Here is a 15,890-nt window from a genome sequence, read left to right on the forward strand (position 1 = left end):
GTTACTCCCACCTGATCCGGGGGTCGAGCCAGGCGTACACGAGGTCGGTGAGCAGCTGGACGAGGACGAAGACGGCGACCAGGAGCAGCAGCAGGTCCTGGACGACCGGGTAGTCGCGGCGCTGGAGGCCCTGTTCGGCGAGCTGCCCGAGGCCGGGCCAGGCGAAGATCGCCTCGACGAGGACCGCCCCGCCGAGGAGGTTGCCGACCTGCATGCCGAGCAGGGTGACGACGGGCGGGAGGGCGTTGGGCAGGGTGTGGCGCCACAGCAGGCGGCGCGGCGGGATCCCGGCGGCGGTGGCGGTGCGGATGTAGTCCTCGGCGAGGCCGCGTTCGATGCCGTCCTTGAGGTAGCGGCCGAGCACGGCGGCGCTGGGCAGGGCGAGGCAGAGCGCCGGCAGCACCAGGTACTGGGCGGCGAGGTCGGGCGCGGTGAGGAAGGCGACCCGGCCGCCGGGTGGCAGCACGGGGAGCGCGACGGCGAAGACCAGGACGAGCAGCACCCCGCTGACGAAGGGCGGTACGGCCAGCGCGGCGGTGGTGACGACGCGGACGGCGCCGGTCAGCCAGCGGCTGCGCGAGGTGGCTCCCAGCACGCCGAAGGCCGTACCGAGCACGATCACGAACAGCAGTGCGGCGACGGTGAGTTCGGTGGTGGCGCCGAGCCCGTCGCCGATGAGGTCGGCGGTCTGCCCGCCGATCGCGTACGAGGGTCCGAGGTCCCCCTTCAGGAGCGAGCCGATCCAGTGGGCGTACTGCGAGAGCAGGGGTGCGTCGAGGCCGAGCCGTTCGCGGATCGCGGCGACGGTCGCCGCGTCCGCGTCGGGTCCGGCGAGCGCTGTGGCGGGGTCGCCGGGGACGAGCCGCAGGATGGTGAATATTACGAAGGAGGCGGCGACCAGGACGAGGAGGGCGGACGGCAGCCGCCGGAGCAGGTAGCTGCGCATGTCACACCAGGTAGGCGTTGTCGAGGTTGAGGTAGGAGAACTTGTTGAGCGTCACGCCGTGCAGCCCGGCGGCGGAGACCTGGAGCTGTCCGCGTACGACGAGGTCGATGAGGAACGCCTCGTCGAGGAGGATGCGGGAGATCTTCTGGTGCAGGGCGTTGGCGGCGGCCGTGTCGGTCTCCGGTTCGGTCCACGCCTCCCGGACGACCTTGGTGTAGGCGGCGGAACGGAACTTGGAGGTGTTCTTCGCCTCGTTGAAGGGGTACGCGCTGACCGCGAGGGTCGAGGGCTGCACCTGCGCGAACCCGTGTCCGAGTGACCAGAGCGCCGGCATGCCCTGCGAGATGAGCTTCTTCTGCGCGGTGGCCCCGTCGGTGGGCTGCAGGGTGACGTGGACGCCGACCTGCTTGAGGTCGTACTGGATGGACTCGGCGATCGCCGTCTCGCCGGGCAGCGCGATGTGCAGCATGGGGAATTCGAGCCTGCTGTGCCCGGCCGACTTCAGGAGCTCCCGTGCCTTCGCGGGGTCGTGCGTGTAGTGGGTGCGGTTGGCCTCGCTGTACGCGGGGGAGGACTTGGGCCAGGGCGCTGCGGACGCGAGGCCGTACCCGCCGAGGGTCTGCGCGACGAGCCGGTCGCGGTCGACGGCCCAGGCGAGCGCCTGGCGGACGGTCCGGTCGTTCAGCGGGGCGACGGTGGTGTTGACGCCGAGGTACACCGCCCCGGCGCCGGTGTCGTAGTCGCTGATGGTGAGCCGGGCGTCACTCTTGACGGCACCGAGGCTCTTGCCGGGCGCGTCGAAGGTGAGCTGGGACTGGCCGGAGCGCAGGGACGAGATCAGCGCGTCGGCCTGGGCTATGACCCGCAGTTCGACGCCGTCGAGGTAAGGGCGGCCGGGCTGCCAGTACGCGTCGTTGCGGATAAGGCTCAGTCCGGAGCCGGGGCTCCACTTCTTCAGTTGGAACGGGCCGGTCCCGATGAACTTCTTCCCCGCGACGGCGTCCTCGACGGACTCCCGGTCCGCGATGATCATGAACTCGAACAGGTCGAAGAGGTTGTTCACCGGGTGCGCCAGCTTCAGCACCAGTTCGTGGTCGCCGCGCTTCTCGAACCCGGTGACCGTGGCTGCCGTGCTTCTCAACTGTGCTGCACGTAGCGGGTTCTGAAGGTTCTTCACCGCGAAGATGACGTCGTCCGCAGTGAACTTGCGGCCGTTGTGGAAGGTGACGTCGTCGCGCAGGCGGAGCGTGATGCTGCGCCCGTCCTTGGCGTACGTCCAGGAGGTGGCGAGTTCGGGTTTGGGATGGAGGCGGTCGTCGTAGCGGGTGAGGGTGTTGTAGATCAGACGTTGCTGGAGGGACTGGCCGCTCTGGGCGAACAGCAGAGCGGGGGTGAAGTCGGCGTTGACGGCGACGTTCAGCACGCCGCCGCGCCGGGGTTCGGCGCTCGCGCCCTGCGGGGCGGACGAGGTGTCCGACACCGCCGAGCGGCAGCCCGCGAGCCCCAGGCCGAGGAGCAGGGCACCGCCGCCGGCGGCGCGCAGGGTGGAGCGCCGGGACGGTCCCGAGGGCGTGAGGGGGTACAGCTCGGTCATTGAAGCCTGCCTGTGACGAGGGGAAAAAGGGAGGATGAGGGCGCGCGGCGGAGCACGGACGGGTATTCGTTCCGCTGCGGGAGCAATGGAACGAAGGGGATGCGCTGCGCGAAGGCACGCCGGTCCGGGACCGCCTGGACGGCCGTACGGGAGGCGCAAGGAACTCCCGTGACGTGCGGGAGCATGCGAGGAGGCGGGCCCCGGGTCTCAGCGGGCGGTGGCTACCGGTGAGAGGTCAGCGGGGCGAGCGGCGCGGGCCCTGGGGCCGCGGTCCGGCTCAGCGGCAAACAGCACAGACCGCGCTGGCCTGCCGACAGAGGTCGACGTGCCTGCGGGAGACGAGGCGCTTGTCCGGGTTCACGGGAGCAATATGGCAGCGGCCTCGCCGGACGGTCAACCTGCGTTGTCCGCATCCTGGTACGAAGCGCTTTCCCGCCCTCACCACTCGACTACCGCACCGAGGCCGCAAGAGGGCTCCTGAACAGGGGATTCAGCACGACGGCACCGGCCGCGACCGGGAGGACGGCCGTCCCGGCATGCGGACTGACGATGCGTTCGGGGTCCCGGCAGACGTGCGAGTGGTCGACCGCGGCGCCCCGGATCTCCTCCAGGTACTCCGGGTTGACCAGGCTGGCGTGCTCGGTGACGACCACCAGGTCCGGGTTGAGGACATCGAGCAGCAGGGCCGCCGCCCGGCCGACCGCGCGGGCCCTTTCGCGCAGCAGCCGGTCGGCGCGCCGGTCCCCCGCGGCTGCCGCGTCCACCACCAGGAACGCGTCGGGCCAGGGCACGATGGAGCGCCGTACGGCGGTCCGGGCCAGGGCGGTGTTGGAGACGGTCGCCTCCAGGCAGCCGGAGCGCCCGCAGGGGCAGACCACCGTGGAGTCCGGCACGGGCAGATGCGCCACGTCCCCGGCGCCGGACCCCGGCCCCTGGTGCACCACCCCGGTGATGCCGAGGGCGGCGTCGACCACGTTGCCGATGAACAGGTGGACCAGGCTGCGCCGGGCCTCGGGCCTGCCGAACAGGATCTCGGACTGGGCGACCGCGCGGGCGTGGTTGTCGACGCGCACCTCGACATCGCCCAGACCACGGGCGAGTTCGGCGGCCAGCGGCCGGCCCGACCAGCCGAGCGAGGCGTGCCGCACCGCCGTACCCGTGCCCGGGTCGACCCAGCCGCCGAGGGCCGCGCCCACTCCGAGCAGGCGACGGCCGCGCGGGGCTCCGTCCAGAAAGGCGCGCAACCCCTGGACGATCTTCGAGGGAAGGTCCCCGGGGGCGAGGCCGTCGTGGGGGAAGGCGCGCCGGTCGAGCAGCCGGCCGCGCAGGTCGAGCAGTCCGAACGTCGAGGACGGCACCCCGATGTGGAGACCTGCGACCAGGGGCCCGTCGCTCTCTCCGGTGTGCAGGTCGACCGGGATCTGCGGCCGGCCGACACCGTTGCCGCCGCCACCCGGCTCCGGCAGCTCCCGCACCAGGCCCAGCTGTACGAGATCGGTGCACTGCCGTGAGACGGCGGCCTGGCTGAGGCCGGAGCGCTCGGCGATCGCGCGGCGGGCGACGGGCCCGTGGTCGAGGACGGTGCGCAGCACGGTGGCGGCGTTCGTCTCGCGTCTCCCGTCACCGGTCGCGCGGAAGAGGCGGGGGGCAGTGGTCATAGGGCCTTCCTTCGGTCCTGCGCCGGCGGGGCGCTCGCAACGTTACGGCGGCGTGAAATCGCACGGGGCCGGTTGCCCGGCCCGGGGGCGGCACTCTCGCGATACCCGGCCACCTGGACGAACTCGCAGGTGGGGACGGGTTTTTCGGTGCGCGCCCGAGTGGGCCGCGAGCCCCGTGCAGGCGCCGATTGAACCACTGCCGCACGCCCCGCGGGGTGCCTTCGGGTGCTTGACGTACGCGGCGGGACGCTGGAAGTCTCCGGGACATGTTCGCGACGGCACTCACCGATGCGCGGCCCGCCCGCGCCGGCCGCCCCGCACCGCGGCCCGTGTGTCCGGGCCGCTGTACCGCCGCCTGATCTCAGCGGCCGACACCCATCGCGTCGTGCTCCCGCACAGGAGCCCGATCTCCGCGCACCACCGCTCAGGGCTCCGCATCCACCGCCTGTGATCGCGCCCCGCCCGAATTAATTCCTCTCCACAATTAATCAGCCCGCCGTCTGCCGCGCTCTGTGCCCGGCCGGGCCGGGCACGTCCTTCCCGAAGGGAATCCGTCATGACCTCCACCACCACCGCTCCCGCTCCCGCCGTCACGGTCCAGAAGCTCGGTGGCCGCATCGGCGCCGTCGTCTCCGGGGTGCGGCTCGGCGGTGACCTCGACCCGGAGACGGTCGCCGCCGTGCGGGCCGCACTGCTCGCCAACAAGGTGATCTTCTTCCGCGGCCAGGACCACCTGGACGAGGAGAGCCACGAGGCGTTCGGCCGGCTGCTCGGCACACCCGTCGCCCACCCGACGGTGCCCTCGGCCGACGGGCGATACTCGCTCGGCATCGACTCCGACCACGGCGGCCGGGCCAACCAGTGGCACACCGACGTCACCTTCGTCCCCGCCTATCCGGCCTTCTCCATTCTGCGGGCCGTGGTGATCCCCCCGTACGGCGGCAACACCCTGTGGTCCAACACCGCCGCCGCCTACGCGGAGCTGCCGGAGCAGCTGCGCACCCTGGCGGACGGGCTGCGGGCCGTCCACTCCAACGACTACGACTACGTCGCCCTGCGGCCCAACGCGCTGCCGGAGGCGCTGGAGAAGTACCGCGAGGTCTTCACCTCGACGAAGTTCCTCACCGAGCACCCGGTGGTCCGCGTCCACCCCGAGACCGGCGAACGCGTCCTGCTGCTGGGCAACTTCGTGCAGCGCATCAGCGGACTGACCGGCCGGGACTCGCGGGCCCTGATCGACCTGTTCCAGTCGCACGTCGAGCGCCCGGAGAACACCGTGCGCTGGGACTGGCAGGTCGGCGACGTCGCGATCTGGGACAACCGCGCCACCCAGCACTACGGCGTGGACGACTCCGACACCCACGAGCGCAAGCTGCGCCGCGTCACCATCGACGGTGACGTCCCGGTCGGCGTGGACGGCCGCTCCTCCACCCTGATCAGCCCGGAGGCCGTGCCGGACCCGTCGTTCGGCATCGCGTCGGGCGCCTCCACCACCGAGGCCCCGGCCGCGTGACCGAGCACCCCACTCCCCCGGTGGGCGGTGCCCCGGCACCGCCCACCGGGCACGCGGCGCGGCCTCGCGGCGGGTGCGCGGGGTGGTGGTGGGGCGGGTTCCCCGGACTGGACTTGCCGGTCCATTTTTGCCTTTCTACGGTGGCCTGACCTCACCACGGCACGCGAGCCGCGGTGGCGGCTCACGGAGAGGCACACGGCATGCACGCGATCCACATCACCCGGCACGGCGGCCCCGATGTCATGGCCTGGACCGAACTGCCGGATCCCGTCCCCGCCCCCGGTGAGGCCCTCGTCCGGCTCGGTGCCGCCGGGGTGAACTTCATGGACGTGGGCGCCCGCAAGGCGGGCGGTCCGGGCTGGGCCGCACCGGCCGTGCTCGGGGCCGAGGGCATGGGGTACGTGACCGCGCTCGGCGAGGGCGTCGAGGGGCCGGCCGTCGGTGACCGGGTGGCCTGGTTCTACCACCCGGGCAGCTACGCGGAGCTGCTGGCCGTCCCGGCGGACCGGCTGGTCAAGGTGCCCGACGAGGTGCCGGACGAGACGGCGGCCGCGGTGATGATGCAGGGGCTCACGGCGAACCACTTCACCACCGAGACGTACGCCATCGGCCCCGGCGACACGGCCGTGGTGCATGCCGCCGCCGGTGGCGTGGGGCTCATGCTGACCCAGATGATCAAGGCGCGCGGCGGCCGGGTCATCGGCCTCGTGTCCCGCGCGGAGAAGGCGGCCATCGCCGAGGCGGCGGGGGCGGACCACGTCCTGGTGTCGTCCGGGGCCGGGTTCGAGGACCGGGTGCGCGAGCTGACGGACGGCGAGGGCGCCCACGTCGTGTACGACGGCGGTGGCACCTCGACGTTCCGGTCCTCGCAGCTGGCCCTGCGCCTGCACGGGGTGCACGCCTACTACGGCCCCTTCATGGGCGTACCGTCGCTCTCGGTGACCGATCTGCCGAGCAGCATCCTGCTGTCGTACCCGACCGTGCAGGACCACGTCCCCACCCGGGAGGCACTGGTCACCCGGACCGAAGAGGTCTTCGCGATGGTGCGGGAGGGAAAGGTGTCCCCGCGCATCGGCGGGCGGTACGCCCTGTCCGACGCGGCGCGGGCCCACAGCGATCTGGAGTCCCGCCGGACCACCGGCAAGCTGCTCCTCATCCCCTGAGCGCGGCCGACCCGTACGACCGCGAGAGAAGGAGACACATCGTGCCGCTGACCCCCAAGGGTGCCGCGACCAAGCAGCGCATCGTGGAAGGCGCCGCCGCGGCGGTCCGGCGGCACGGTGTGTTCACGCTGACGCTCGACGACGTCCTGGCACTCACGTCGACCAGCAAGAGCCAGCTGTTCCACTACTTCCCCGGCGGGAAGGACGAACTGATGCTGGCCGTCGCCCGCCACGAGGCGGACCGGGTGATCGGCGACCAGCAGCCGGAGCTGAGCGCCCTCACCTCGTGGCCGGCCTGGCTGACCTGGCGCGACAAGGTCGTCGCCCGCTACCGGGAGCAGGGTCGGGAGTGTCCGCTCGACATCGCGGTCTCGCACATCGGGTCGGCCTCGTCGGGCGCACAGGCCGTCGCCGCCGAACTGCTGGAGCGCTGGCAGGACGCACTGGCCGCCGGCATCCGGCGCATGCAGTCGATCGGGGAGATCGACGCCGCCCGGGACGCGGACCGCTCGGCGGCCGCTCTGCTGGCCGGGATCCAGGGCGGTGTGGTGATCCTGCTGTCCACCGGCCGGCTGGGCCACCTGGAGGCGGCCCTCGACCAGGGCATCGAGGATCTGCGCCGCCGGTCCCGCACCGAAAACGGAAGGCCGTGAAAGGGGACGGCTGCTAAGGTCTTCATGCTGTTCAGCGTGTACCGAGGAGACGAGACATGGCAGGCGACGACGACATCTCCGGGTGATCCCGGAGCCCCGTAGCCACAGCGTGCGCCCAGGGCGCCGTCGCAGTGGCCATGTCGTTGTTCCCTCTGGCCATTCCTCCGGGGCCGCGGTGTATGCCGACCCCGGATTCACACGCGAGGTCCCGCATGTCCGACGCATCCCTCATCTGCTCGAACCTTTCCTTCTCCTGGCCGGACGACACCCCGGTCTTCTCCGGTCTGTCCTTCACCGTGGGCGCCGGGCGCACCGGTCTCGTCGCCCCCAACGGCTCCGGGAAGAGCACCCTGCTCAAGCTGCTCGCCGGCGAGCTGCGGCCCACCGCCGGTTCCGTCACCGTCGAGGGCACGCTCGCCTACCTGCCGCAGAGCCTCCCCCTGACCGGCGACCTGTCGGTGGCCGAGGTCCTCGGTGTGGACGCGGTGATCCGCGCCCTGGACGCCGTGGAGTCGGGTGACGTGGACGAGAAGCACTTCGCCGTCATCGGTGACGACTGGGACATCGAGGAGCGCACCCGCGCCCAGCTGGACCGGCTCGGTCTCGAAGCCATCGCCCTGGACCGGTCCATCGGCACGCTCAGCGGCGGCCAGGTCGTCTCGCTCGGGCTGGCGGCCCAGCTGCTGAAGCGGCCGGACGTCCTGCTGCTCGACGAGCCGACCAACAACCTCGATCTGGAGGCCCGGCACCGTCTCTACGACACACTGGAGACGTGGAACGGCACGCTGCTCCTCGTCAGCCACGACCGCGCGCTCCTGGACCGCATGGACCGCATCGCCGAACTCGGCCAGGAGGAACTGCGCCTGTACGGGGGCGACTTCACGGCGTACGAGGAGGCCGTACGGGCCGAGCAGGAGGTCGCCGAGAAGAACGTCCGCAACGCGGAACAGGAACTGAAGCGGGAGAAGCGCGAGATGCAGCAGGCCCGCGAACGGGCCGAGCGGCGCGCGAGCAACGCGGCCCGCAACCTGAAGAACGCGGGCCTGCCCCGCATCTTCGCCGGGAACATGAAGCGCGGCGCCCAGGAGGCGGCCGGCAAGTCCGGCCAGACGCACGCCTCCCGGGTCGGTGAGGCGCAGGCCCGTCTCGACGAGGCGGGGCGTGCCGTACGCGACGAGCAGCGCATCACGCTCGACCTGCCCGACACCGATGTGCCCGCCGGTCGCACCGTGCTCCTCTGCGAGCAGGTGCGGGTGCGGCTCGGCGGCCGGGAGCAGTTCTCCGGCGAGGGGGTCGGCCTGACGATCCGGGGCCCCGAGCGGATCGCGCTGACCGGTCCGAACGGGGCCGGGAAGAGCACCCTGCTGCGCCTGGTCAACGGCGATCTGGAGCCCGACGCGGGGTCGGTCAGGCGCGCCGACGGGCGCATCGCGTACCTCTCGCAGCGGCTCGACCTGCTCGACCTCGACCGCACGGTGGCCGAGAACTTCGCCGCGTACGCCCCGCACCGGCAGGAGGCGGAGAGGATGAACCTGCTCGCGCGCTTCCTCTTCCGCGGCGACCGCGCCCATCTGCCCGTCCGGGTGCTGTCGGGCGGCGAACGGCTGCGGGCCACGCTGGCCTGCGTCCTGTGCGCGGAGCCGGCCCCGCAGCTGCTGCTCCTGGACGAGCCGACGAACAACCTCGACCTGGTCAGCGCCGGGCAGTTGGAGAGCGCGCTCGCCTCGTACCGCGGGGCGTTCGTGGTGGTCAGCCACGACGAGCGGTTCCTGGAGCGGATCGGGGTGGAGCGGTGGCTGCGGCTGGCGGACGGGGAGCTGCGGGAGGCGGGGGCGCCGGAGTCGTGAACCGCTGACGTGCCGTGCAGGCCCGCGCCCGAGGCTCCGTGCCCGGCGGGCCCCCGAACCGTTCACGTCGGAGGTACTCATGAACGCCCCCACCCATCCGTCCGCCCTGCTCGCCCACGACGTCGTCCGCACCTTCGGCGCGAAGCGCGTCCTCGACGGGATCTCGCTCACGGCGTCGCCCGGCGACCGCATCGGCCTGATCGGCGAGAACGGTGCCGGCAAGTCGACTCTCCTGCGGCTGCTCGCCGGGGTGGACGAGCCGGACGCCGGGCGGGTCACCCGACCCGCCGATGTGGGCTTCCTGCACCAGGAGATGCCCTTCGACGCGGAGTCCACCGTCGCCGGCGTCCTGGACGACGCGCTGCGCGAGGCGCGGGCGGACCTCGCGGAGGTCGACCGGCTCTCCGGGCTCCTGGCCCACACGCCCGAGGACTCCCCGGAGTACGCGCGGCTCCTGGAGACGTACGGCGGGCGGCTCGAACAGGCCGAGGAGCGGGCGGCCTGGGACGCCGACCGGCACGCGGCCGTGCTGCTCGACGGGCTGGGCCTCGGCTCCCTGCCGCACGAGCGACCGCTCCGCACGCTCTCGGGCGGACAGCGCGGCCGTCTGGCGCTCGCCGCGCTGCTCGTACGCCGTCCGTCGGCCCTCCTGCTGGACGAGCCGACCAACCACCTCGACGACGAGGCGGCCGCGTTCGTCGAGAAGGAGCTGCGCGCCATGCGAGGGCCGGTGGTTATCGCCAGTCACGACCGGGCGTTCCTCGACGCCGTCTGCACGGATCTCGTGGACCTCGATCCCGCCGTCGACGGGCCGGTGCGGTACGGCGGCGGGTACAGCTCCTACCTGGCGGAGAAGCGCGCGGAACGCGCGCGTTGGGAGCGGCGGTACGCCGAGGAGCAGGAGGAGATCGAGGCGCTGCGCCGCTCGGCCGCGGTGACCGCGCGCCAGGTGGCGCCGGACCGCGGGCCCCGGGACAGCGAGAAGATGGGGTACGGGGTGCGGGCCGGCCGGGTGCAGAGCCAGATCGCGCGCCGGGTTCGCAACGCCGGCCGCAGGCTCGGCGAGGCGGTGCGCCTCCAGGTCGACGAGCCGCCCCGGGCGCTGCGGTTCCGGTACCCCGAACGGGCCGAGCCGCCCGCGCCGGGCACGCTGGTCTCCCTGCGCGGCGTCCGCTTCCCCGGCCGGCTGGCCGTCGGCCGGCTCGACGTCGGGGCGTCCGAACGCCTGCTGGTGACGGGCGGCAACGGTACGGGGAAGTCGACGCTGATCGCGGTGCTCGCGGGCCGCCCGGTGGCGGTCGGCGAGGTGGTCCGGCGGCCGGGGCTGTCCGTCGGGGTGCTCGCGCAGGACTCCGTGTTCACCCGCCCGGACCGTACCGTCGGGGAGACGTACGCACGGGTGCTGGGCGTCGAGCGGGCCGAGCTGGTGCCGTTGGCCTCGCTGGGGCTGCTCCACGAGGCGGACACGGACAAGCCGGTGCACCGGCTGTCGGCCGGCCAGCGGCGCAGGCTCGCCCTCGCCCTGCTGATGGCCCGCCCGCCGGAGCTGCTCCTCCTCGACGAGCCGACCAACCACCTCTCCCCCGCGCTGTGCGACGAGTTGGAGGAGGCGTTGGGCCCGGGGCCCGGCGCGATCGTGGTGGCGAGCCACGACCGCTGGCTGCGCCGGCGCTGGCGGGGGCGCGAACTGCGGCTGGGAGCTTAGCTGTTGTCCGCCTCCGTGTCGTGGTGGATGGGGGTGCGTGATCCGGTGAGCGGGGCGCCCGTACCGCCCCGGCGTACGGCGACGATCTCCGCCGCGATGGACAGGGCGGTCTCCTCCGGGGTGCGGGCGCCGAGGTCGAGGCCGATCGGTGAGTGCAGCCGGGCCAACTCCTCCCCGGTCAGCCCGGATTCGCGCAGTCGCCGGTTGCGCTCCTCGTGGGTGCGGCGGGAGCCCATCGCTCCGATGTACGCGGCCGGCAGCCGCAGGGCGGTCTCCAGGAGAGGCACGTCGAACTTGGTGTCGTGGGTGAGCACGCACAGGACGGTGCGCGCGTCCGTCGTGATGCTCCGCAGGTAGCGGTGCGGCCAGTCGACCACCACCTCGTCGGCGTCCGGGAAGCGTTCCGGGGTGGTGAAGACGGGCCGGGCGTCGCACACGGTGACGTGGTAGCCGAGGAAGGACCCGGCGCTGACGAGCGCGGAGGCGAAGTCCACGGCGCCGAAGACGACCATCCGTGGCGGCGCCACGCCCGCCTCCACAAGGAGTGTGAGGCCCCCGGGGCAGTGGGAGCCGTCCTCCGCGATGTCGACGGTCGTGGTGCGGCCGGCGTCCAACAGGGCGCGGGCCTCGGCGGCCGCCGTGCGGTCCAGTTCGGCACGGCCGCCGAGGCCGCCCTCGTACGTTCCGTCGGCGTGGACGGCGAGCGCCCGGCCGAGCAGGTCCTCCGGTCCCCGCACCACCCGGACCAGCGCCACCGCCTCCCGCCGCACCACGGCGTCCACCGCCGCTCGGAAGACCGGTTCGGCCGGTCGCACCGGTGCGACCAGGATGTCGATGACTCCGCCGCAGGTGAGCCCGGCCGCGAAGGCGTCCTCGTCGCTGTATCCGAAGCGCCGGCGCACGGTTCGGCCGTCGCGCAGGACCTGTTCGCAGAGCTCGTACACCTCGGCCTCCACGCAGCCGCCGGAGACGGAGCCGACGACGGCCGCGCCCCGGTCGACGGCGAGGGCGGCACCGGGCCCGCGCGGCGCGCTGCCGTCGACGCCCACGACCGTGGCGACGGCGAAGTCCCGGCCGTCCTCGAACCACGGGCGGAGCCGGTCCGCGATCTCAAGCACCCGGGGTTTCCCCCGCCGCTCGCAGGACGCGGTCCGGGCGGATCGGCAGCTCCCGGTGGCGCACCCCGGTCGCGTGCCACACCGCGTTGGCGATGGCGGCGGCGACGCCCACGATGCCGATCTCGCCGACACCCTTGATGCCGACGGGGTCGCCGGGCACCGGATCGTCCACCCAGTCCGCCTCGACGAGCGGTACGTCGGCGTGCGAGGCGACGTGGTAGCCGGCGAGGTCGGCGTTGACGTGGCCGCCGGTCGCCGCGTCGCGGACCGCCTCCTCGTGCAGTGCCATGGACAGGCCCCAGGTCATGCCGCCGGTGAGCTGGCTGCGGGCGGTGAGCGGGTTGACGATGGCGCCCGCGGCGAAGATGCCCAGCAGCCGGCGCACCCGTACCTCGCCGGTGGTGACGTCGACGGCGGCCTCGGCGAACTGGGCGCCGAACGAGTGCCGTTCCTGTTGCGGGAGGGCGTCGATGGCATCGGCGGTGTCCGAGCGGGCGGTGATCCCCTCGGGCGGGATGCCGCCGCCCAGCGCCAGCCGTTCGCGCAGGTCGGCCGCCGCCAGCCGGACCGCCCAGCCCCAGGAGCGGGTGCCGGTGGAGCCGCCCGCGATCATCGCGTGGCCCAGGTCGCTGTCGCCGATGCGCGTCCGGACCAGGTCCGGGTTCACCTGGAGCGCGTCGGCGGCGACGAGCGTCATGGCGGTGCGCGCTCCGGTGCCGATGTCCGAGGCGTTGATCCGGACGGTGAAGGTGCCGTCCGCCTCGGCGGTCACGGCGGCGGTGGAGCGCCCGACGCCGGAGGGATAGGAGGCCGCGGCCGTCCCGGTCCCGAGCAGCCACCGCCCCTCACGGCGGAGACCGGGGCGGGGGTCGCGGTCCGCCCACCCGAACCTGCGCGCGCCCTCCTCGAAGCAGGCGAGCACGTTACGGCTGCTGAACGGCAGGCCCGAGACCGGCCCTGTGGCGGGTTCGTTGCGTGCCCGCAGGGCGATGGGGTCGATGCCGCACTTCTCGGCCAGTTCGTCGAGGGCCGACTCGATGGCGAAGGAGCCGGGTGCCTCGCCGGGGGCGCGCATCCACGTCGGCGTCGGCACGTCGAGCCGCACGACGCGGTGCCGGGTGCGGTGAGCCTCGGCGTCGTACAGGACCCGGCCCAGGACGGCACTCGTCTCGACGAACTCGTGCACGGTGGAGGTGAGGTTCAGCGCCTCGTGGTCGAAGGCGCGCAGCCGGCCGTCGGCGTCGGCGGCGATCCGGACGCGCTGCGCGGTGGGGCTTCGATAGCCGACGAGCGAGAACATCTGACGGCGCGTCATGACTACGCGTACGGGTCGGCCGAGGACGGTGGTCGCCATGACGGCGGCCACCTGATGGGCACTCAGTCCCTTGGATCCGAAGGCGCCGCCGATGTGTTCGGACCGCACGCGTACGGAGTCCCGGTCGAGGGAGAAGAGCTGGGCGATCTCGGCGGCCACCCAGCCGCTGCCCTGGTTGGAGTCGATGACGTCGAGCCGGCCGTCGTCCCAGCGGGCGGTCGCGGCGTGCGGCTCCATCGTGCAGTGGTGCTCCTCCGGGGTGGTGTACTGCGCGTCCACGACGAAGGCGGCCCCGTCGAGCTGCGCCCGGACGTCCCCCTTGCCCGCGTCGGCCTGCACCATCGGGGAGTCCTCGGGCCGGTAGGCGTCGTCGCGCCCGGCACGGAACGCCACGTCGTGCGGCTCCTCCTCGTAGCCGACGACGAGCGCCTCCGCCGCCTCCCTGGCCTGCTCGGACGTCTCGGCCACCACGAGGGCCACCGGCCAGCCGGTGAACGGCACCCGGTCGTGCTGGAAGAGCCCGACGACCGGGTTGGGCCGGCCCAGCATGCCCACGTAGTCGGCGTCGACGCGCGGCGCGTTCCCGTGGTGCAGCACGGCGAGCACGCCCGGCATGGCGAGGACGGGCTCGTCCGCCACGGCGGTGACCCTGCCCCGGGCGATCGTGGAGAGCACCAGCCAGCCGTGGGCGAGCCCGGCGAAGGGGATCTCGCCGGCGTAGCGGGCGGCGCCGGTGACCTTGTCTCGGCCCTCCACCCGGGTACGGCCCGCGCCCGTGGCTCCGGTGGCGGAACTGCTGCCGGTCGTCGTGGTCATCGGGTCGCCTCCTCGGCGAGTCGGGCGAGTTCGGTCACGACGAGGTTGCGCGTCAGCGTCACCTTGTAGCGGTTCCCGGGCAGCGGCTCGGCTGCGGCCAGTTCGGCGTCGGCCGCTGCGGCGAACGCGTCCGCGTCCGCCGGGCCGCCCACGAGCACGCGCTCGGCGGCCCGGGCCCGCCACGGCCGTGAGGCGACGGCCCCGAACGCCAGGCGCACGTCGCGTACGACTCCGTCGCGTACGTCGAGCGCGGTGGCCACGGAGCCGATCGCGAAGGCGTACGAGGCACGCTCGCGGACCTTGCGGTAGCGGGAGTGCGCGGCGGCCAGGACGGGCGGCAGGGTGACGCCGGTGATCACGGCACCGGCGGGCAGCGCGGTCTCGATGTGCGGGGTGTCGCCCACGGGCAGGTAGAACGCGTCGAGCGGCAGCTCGCCGGGCCCGTCGGCCGTTTCGTACGTGACGACCGCGTCGAACGCCGCGAGTGCGACCGCCATGTCGGAGGGGTGCGTGGCGACGCAGTGCACGGACGCGCCGAGGATGGCGTGGTTGCGGTGGTCGCCGGTGACGGCGGGGCAACCCGTGCCCGGAGCCCGCTTGTTGCAGGGTTTGGCCAGGTCGGCGAAGTAGCCGCAGCGGGTGCGCTGGAGGAGGTTGCCCGCGACGGTGGCCATGTTGCGCAGCTGCCCCGAAGCGCCGGCGAGCAGTGCCTGTGTGAGCGCCGGGTAGTGGCGGCGTACGGCGGGGTGGGCGGCGAGGTCGCTGTTGCTGACGGTCGCGCCGATGCGCAGGCCGCCGTCCGCGGTGGCCCGGATCTCGTCCAGGGGAAGGTCCCGTACGTCGACGAGGAGGCCGGGACGTTCCACACCGGCCTTCATCAGGTCGACGAGGTTGGTGCCGCCGCCGAGCAGCCGGGCGTCGGGGGCGGCGCCGAGGAGAGCCACCGCTCCGGCGACGTCGTGGGCCCGCTGGTATCCGAACTCCCTCATGCCACCGGCTCCTTGACCTCGTCCGTGACGTTCTCGGCGGCTCGGGCGACGGCCCTCACGATTTGGGCGTACGCCCCGCAGCGGCACAGGTTGCCGCTCATCCGCTCGCGGATCTCGTCGGCGGTGAGCGCGGGCGCCTCCGCCTCGGGCCGCAGGTCCTCGGTCACGGCGCTGGGCCAGCCGGCGGCGTGCTCCTCGATGACCGCGACGGCGGAGCAGATCTGGCCCGGGGTGCAGTAGCCGCACTGGTACCCGTCGAGGTCCAGGAACGCCTGCTGCACGGGGTGCAGGCGGTCGCCGTCCGCCACGCCCTCGATGGTGGTGATCTCGCGCCCCTCGGCCGCCACGGCGAGCTGGAGGCAGGCCACGGACCTGCGGCCGTCGAGCAGCACCGTGCAGGCGCCGCACTGGCCCTGGTCACAGCCCTTCTTGGTGCCCGTCAGGTCGAGGCGTTCGCGTAACGCGTCGAGCAGGGTGGTGCGGTGGTCGACGGTCAGCGTGTATTTTTCGCCGTTGATGTGCAGAGTCACGGCACTGGACGTCGGTGGGGCCATGAGTCAGCCTTCTTTCGCA

General features: G+C 73.1%; 13 protein-coding genes. 5 read left to right on the forward strand and 8 right to left on the reverse strand.

Translation table 11 applies throughout. From position 1 onward, the window contains the following. Position 1: 1 nt before the first annotated feature. The 4 genes from BLW14_RS01740 to BLW14_RS01750 all read right to left on the reverse strand — a co-directional run bounded on the left by BLW14_RS01740 (position 2) and on the right by BLW14_RS01750 (position 4,198). Positions 2–946, reverse strand: coding sequence for an ABC transporter permease (locus BLW14_RS01740; RefSeq protein WP_093703596.1), 945 nt, complete (start codon positions 944–946; stop codon positions 2–4). A gap of 1 nt (position 947) precedes the next feature. Continuing rightward, positions 948–2,540: an ABC transporter substrate-binding protein gene (locus BLW14_RS01745; protein ID WP_093703598.1), complete on the reverse strand. Its 1,593-nt coding sequence runs from the start codon at positions 2,538–2,540 to the stop codon at positions 948–950. Between the two features lie 277 nt (positions 2,541–2,817). Continuing rightward, complete coding sequence (locus BLW14_RS35685) at positions 2,818–2,985, reverse strand: putative leader peptide (RefSeq protein WP_371128040.1); 168 nt, start codon at positions 2,983–2,985, stop codon at positions 2,818–2,820. Between the two features lie 4 nt (positions 2,986–2,989). Then, positions 2,990–4,198, reverse strand: a complete 1,209-nt coding sequence (locus BLW14_RS01750; RefSeq protein ID WP_093703600.1) for an ROK family transcriptional regulator — start codon at positions 4,196–4,198, stop codon at positions 2,990–2,992. Between the two features lie 556 nt (positions 4,199–4,754). Here BLW14_RS01750 and BLW14_RS01755 point away from each other — a divergent pair. From BLW14_RS01755 to BLW14_RS01775, 5 genes are all read left to right on the forward strand, one after another. After that, the gene (locus BLW14_RS01755; RefSeq protein ID WP_093703602.1) at positions 4,755–5,711 is read left to right on the forward strand and encodes a TauD/TfdA dioxygenase family protein; all 957 of its coding nucleotides are present in this window, start codon (positions 4,755–4,757) and stop codon (positions 5,709–5,711) included. A gap of 200 nt (positions 5,712–5,911) precedes the next feature. After that, positions 5,912–6,874 carry a quinone oxidoreductase family protein gene (locus tag BLW14_RS01760; protein WP_093703604.1) on the forward strand — a complete coding sequence of 321 codons (963 nt, stop codon included), beginning with the start codon at positions 5,912–5,914 and terminating at the stop codon, positions 6,872–6,874. Positions 6,875–6,915: 41 nt separating this feature from the next. After that, on the forward strand, positions 6,916–7,527 hold the full coding sequence (locus BLW14_RS01765) for a TetR/AcrR family transcriptional regulator (RefSeq protein ID WP_093703606.1): 612 nt from the start codon (positions 6,916–6,918) through the stop codon (positions 7,525–7,527). 212 nt (positions 7,528–7,739) lie between these two features. Then, on the forward strand, positions 7,740–9,374 hold the full coding sequence (gene abc-f / locus BLW14_RS01770) for a ribosomal protection-like ABC-F family protein (RefSeq protein ID WP_093703608.1): 1,635 nt from the start codon (positions 7,740–7,742) through the stop codon (positions 9,372–9,374). 79 nt (positions 9,375–9,453) lie between these two features. Beyond that, positions 9,454–11,079, forward strand: a complete 1,626-nt coding sequence (locus tag BLW14_RS01775; RefSeq protein ID WP_093703610.1) for an ABC-F family ATP-binding cassette domain-containing protein — start codon at positions 9,454–9,456, stop codon at positions 11,077–11,079. Here BLW14_RS01775 and BLW14_RS01780 read toward each other — a convergent pair. Genes BLW14_RS01780 through BLW14_RS01795 form a run of 4 tightly spaced genes read right to left on the reverse strand, consistent with a single transcriptional unit; the run spans position 11,076 to position 15,871 of the window. Then, positions 11,076–12,197 carry an XdhC family protein gene (locus tag BLW14_RS01780; protein ID WP_093703612.1) on the reverse strand — a complete coding sequence of 374 codons (1,122 nt, stop codon included), beginning with the start codon at positions 12,195–12,197 and terminating at the stop codon, positions 11,076–11,078. The genes BLW14_RS01775 and BLW14_RS01780 overlap by 4 nt on opposite strands. Next, the gene (locus tag BLW14_RS01785; RefSeq protein WP_093703614.1) at positions 12,190–14,328 is read right to left on the reverse strand and encodes a xanthine dehydrogenase family protein molybdopterin-binding subunit; all 2,139 of its coding nucleotides are present in this window, start codon (positions 14,326–14,328) and stop codon (positions 12,190–12,192) included. Before BLW14_RS01785 ends, BLW14_RS01780 begins: the two co-directional genes overlap by 8 nt. After that, a complete protein-coding gene (locus BLW14_RS01790; protein WP_093703616.1) occupies positions 14,325–15,317 on the reverse strand; it encodes an FAD binding domain-containing protein in 993 nt (330 codons plus the stop codon). Before BLW14_RS01790 ends, BLW14_RS01785 begins: the two co-directional genes overlap by 4 nt. Further along, positions 15,314–15,871, reverse strand: coding sequence for a 2Fe-2S iron-sulfur cluster-binding protein (locus BLW14_RS01795; protein ID WP_093703618.1), 558 nt, complete (start codon positions 15,869–15,871; stop codon positions 15,314–15,316). The genes BLW14_RS01790 and BLW14_RS01795 overlap by 4 nt, the downstream gene beginning before the upstream one ends. Between the last annotated feature and the right edge of the window lie 19 nt (positions 15,872–15,890).

Source organism: Streptomyces sp. 2131.1, assembly GCF_900105515.1.
GTDB classification, from domain to species: Bacteria; Actinomycetota; Actinomycetes; order Streptomycetales; family Streptomycetaceae; genus Streptomyces; species Streptomyces drozdowiczii.

What these genes read in the sequence shown, in the direction of transcription:
- BLW14_RS01740 (WP_093703596.1), bottom strand. Translation starts at nt 946, where the DNA reads ATGCGCAGCTACCTGCTCCGGCGGCTGCCGTCCGCCCTCCTCGTCCTG.
- BLW14_RS01745 (WP_093703598.1), bottom strand. Translation starts at nt 2,540, where the DNA reads ATGACCGAGCTGTACCCCCTCACGCCCTCGGGACCGTCCCGGCGCTCC.
- BLW14_RS01750 (WP_093703600.1), bottom strand. Translation starts at nt 4,198, where the DNA reads ATGACCACTGCCCCCCGCCTCTTCCGCGCGACCGGTGACGGGAGACGC.
- BLW14_RS01755 (WP_093703602.1), top strand. Translation starts at nt 4,755, where the DNA reads ATGACCTCCACCACCACCGCTCCCGCTCCCGCCGTCACGGTCCAGAAG.
- BLW14_RS01760 (WP_093703604.1), top strand. Translation starts at nt 5,912, where the DNA reads ATGCACGCGATCCACATCACCCGGCACGGCGGCCCCGATGTCATGGCC.
- abc-f (WP_093703608.1), top strand. Translation starts at nt 7,740, where the DNA reads ATGTCCGACGCATCCCTCATCTGCTCGAACCTTTCCTTCTCCTGGCCG.
- BLW14_RS01775 (WP_093703610.1), top strand. Translation starts at nt 9,454, where the DNA reads ATGAACGCCCCCACCCATCCGTCCGCCCTGCTCGCCCACGACGTCGTC.
- BLW14_RS01785 (WP_093703614.1), bottom strand. Translation starts at nt 14,328, where the DNA reads ATGACCACGACGACCGGCAGCAGTTCCGCCACCGGAGCCACGGGCGCG.
- BLW14_RS01790 (WP_093703616.1), bottom strand. Translation starts at nt 15,317, where the DNA reads ATGAGGGAGTTCGGATACCAGCGGGCCCACGACGTCGCCGGAGCGGTG.
- BLW14_RS01795 (WP_093703618.1), bottom strand. Translation starts at nt 15,871, where the DNA reads ATGGCCCCACCGACGTCCAGTGCCGTGACTCTGCACATCAACGGCGAA.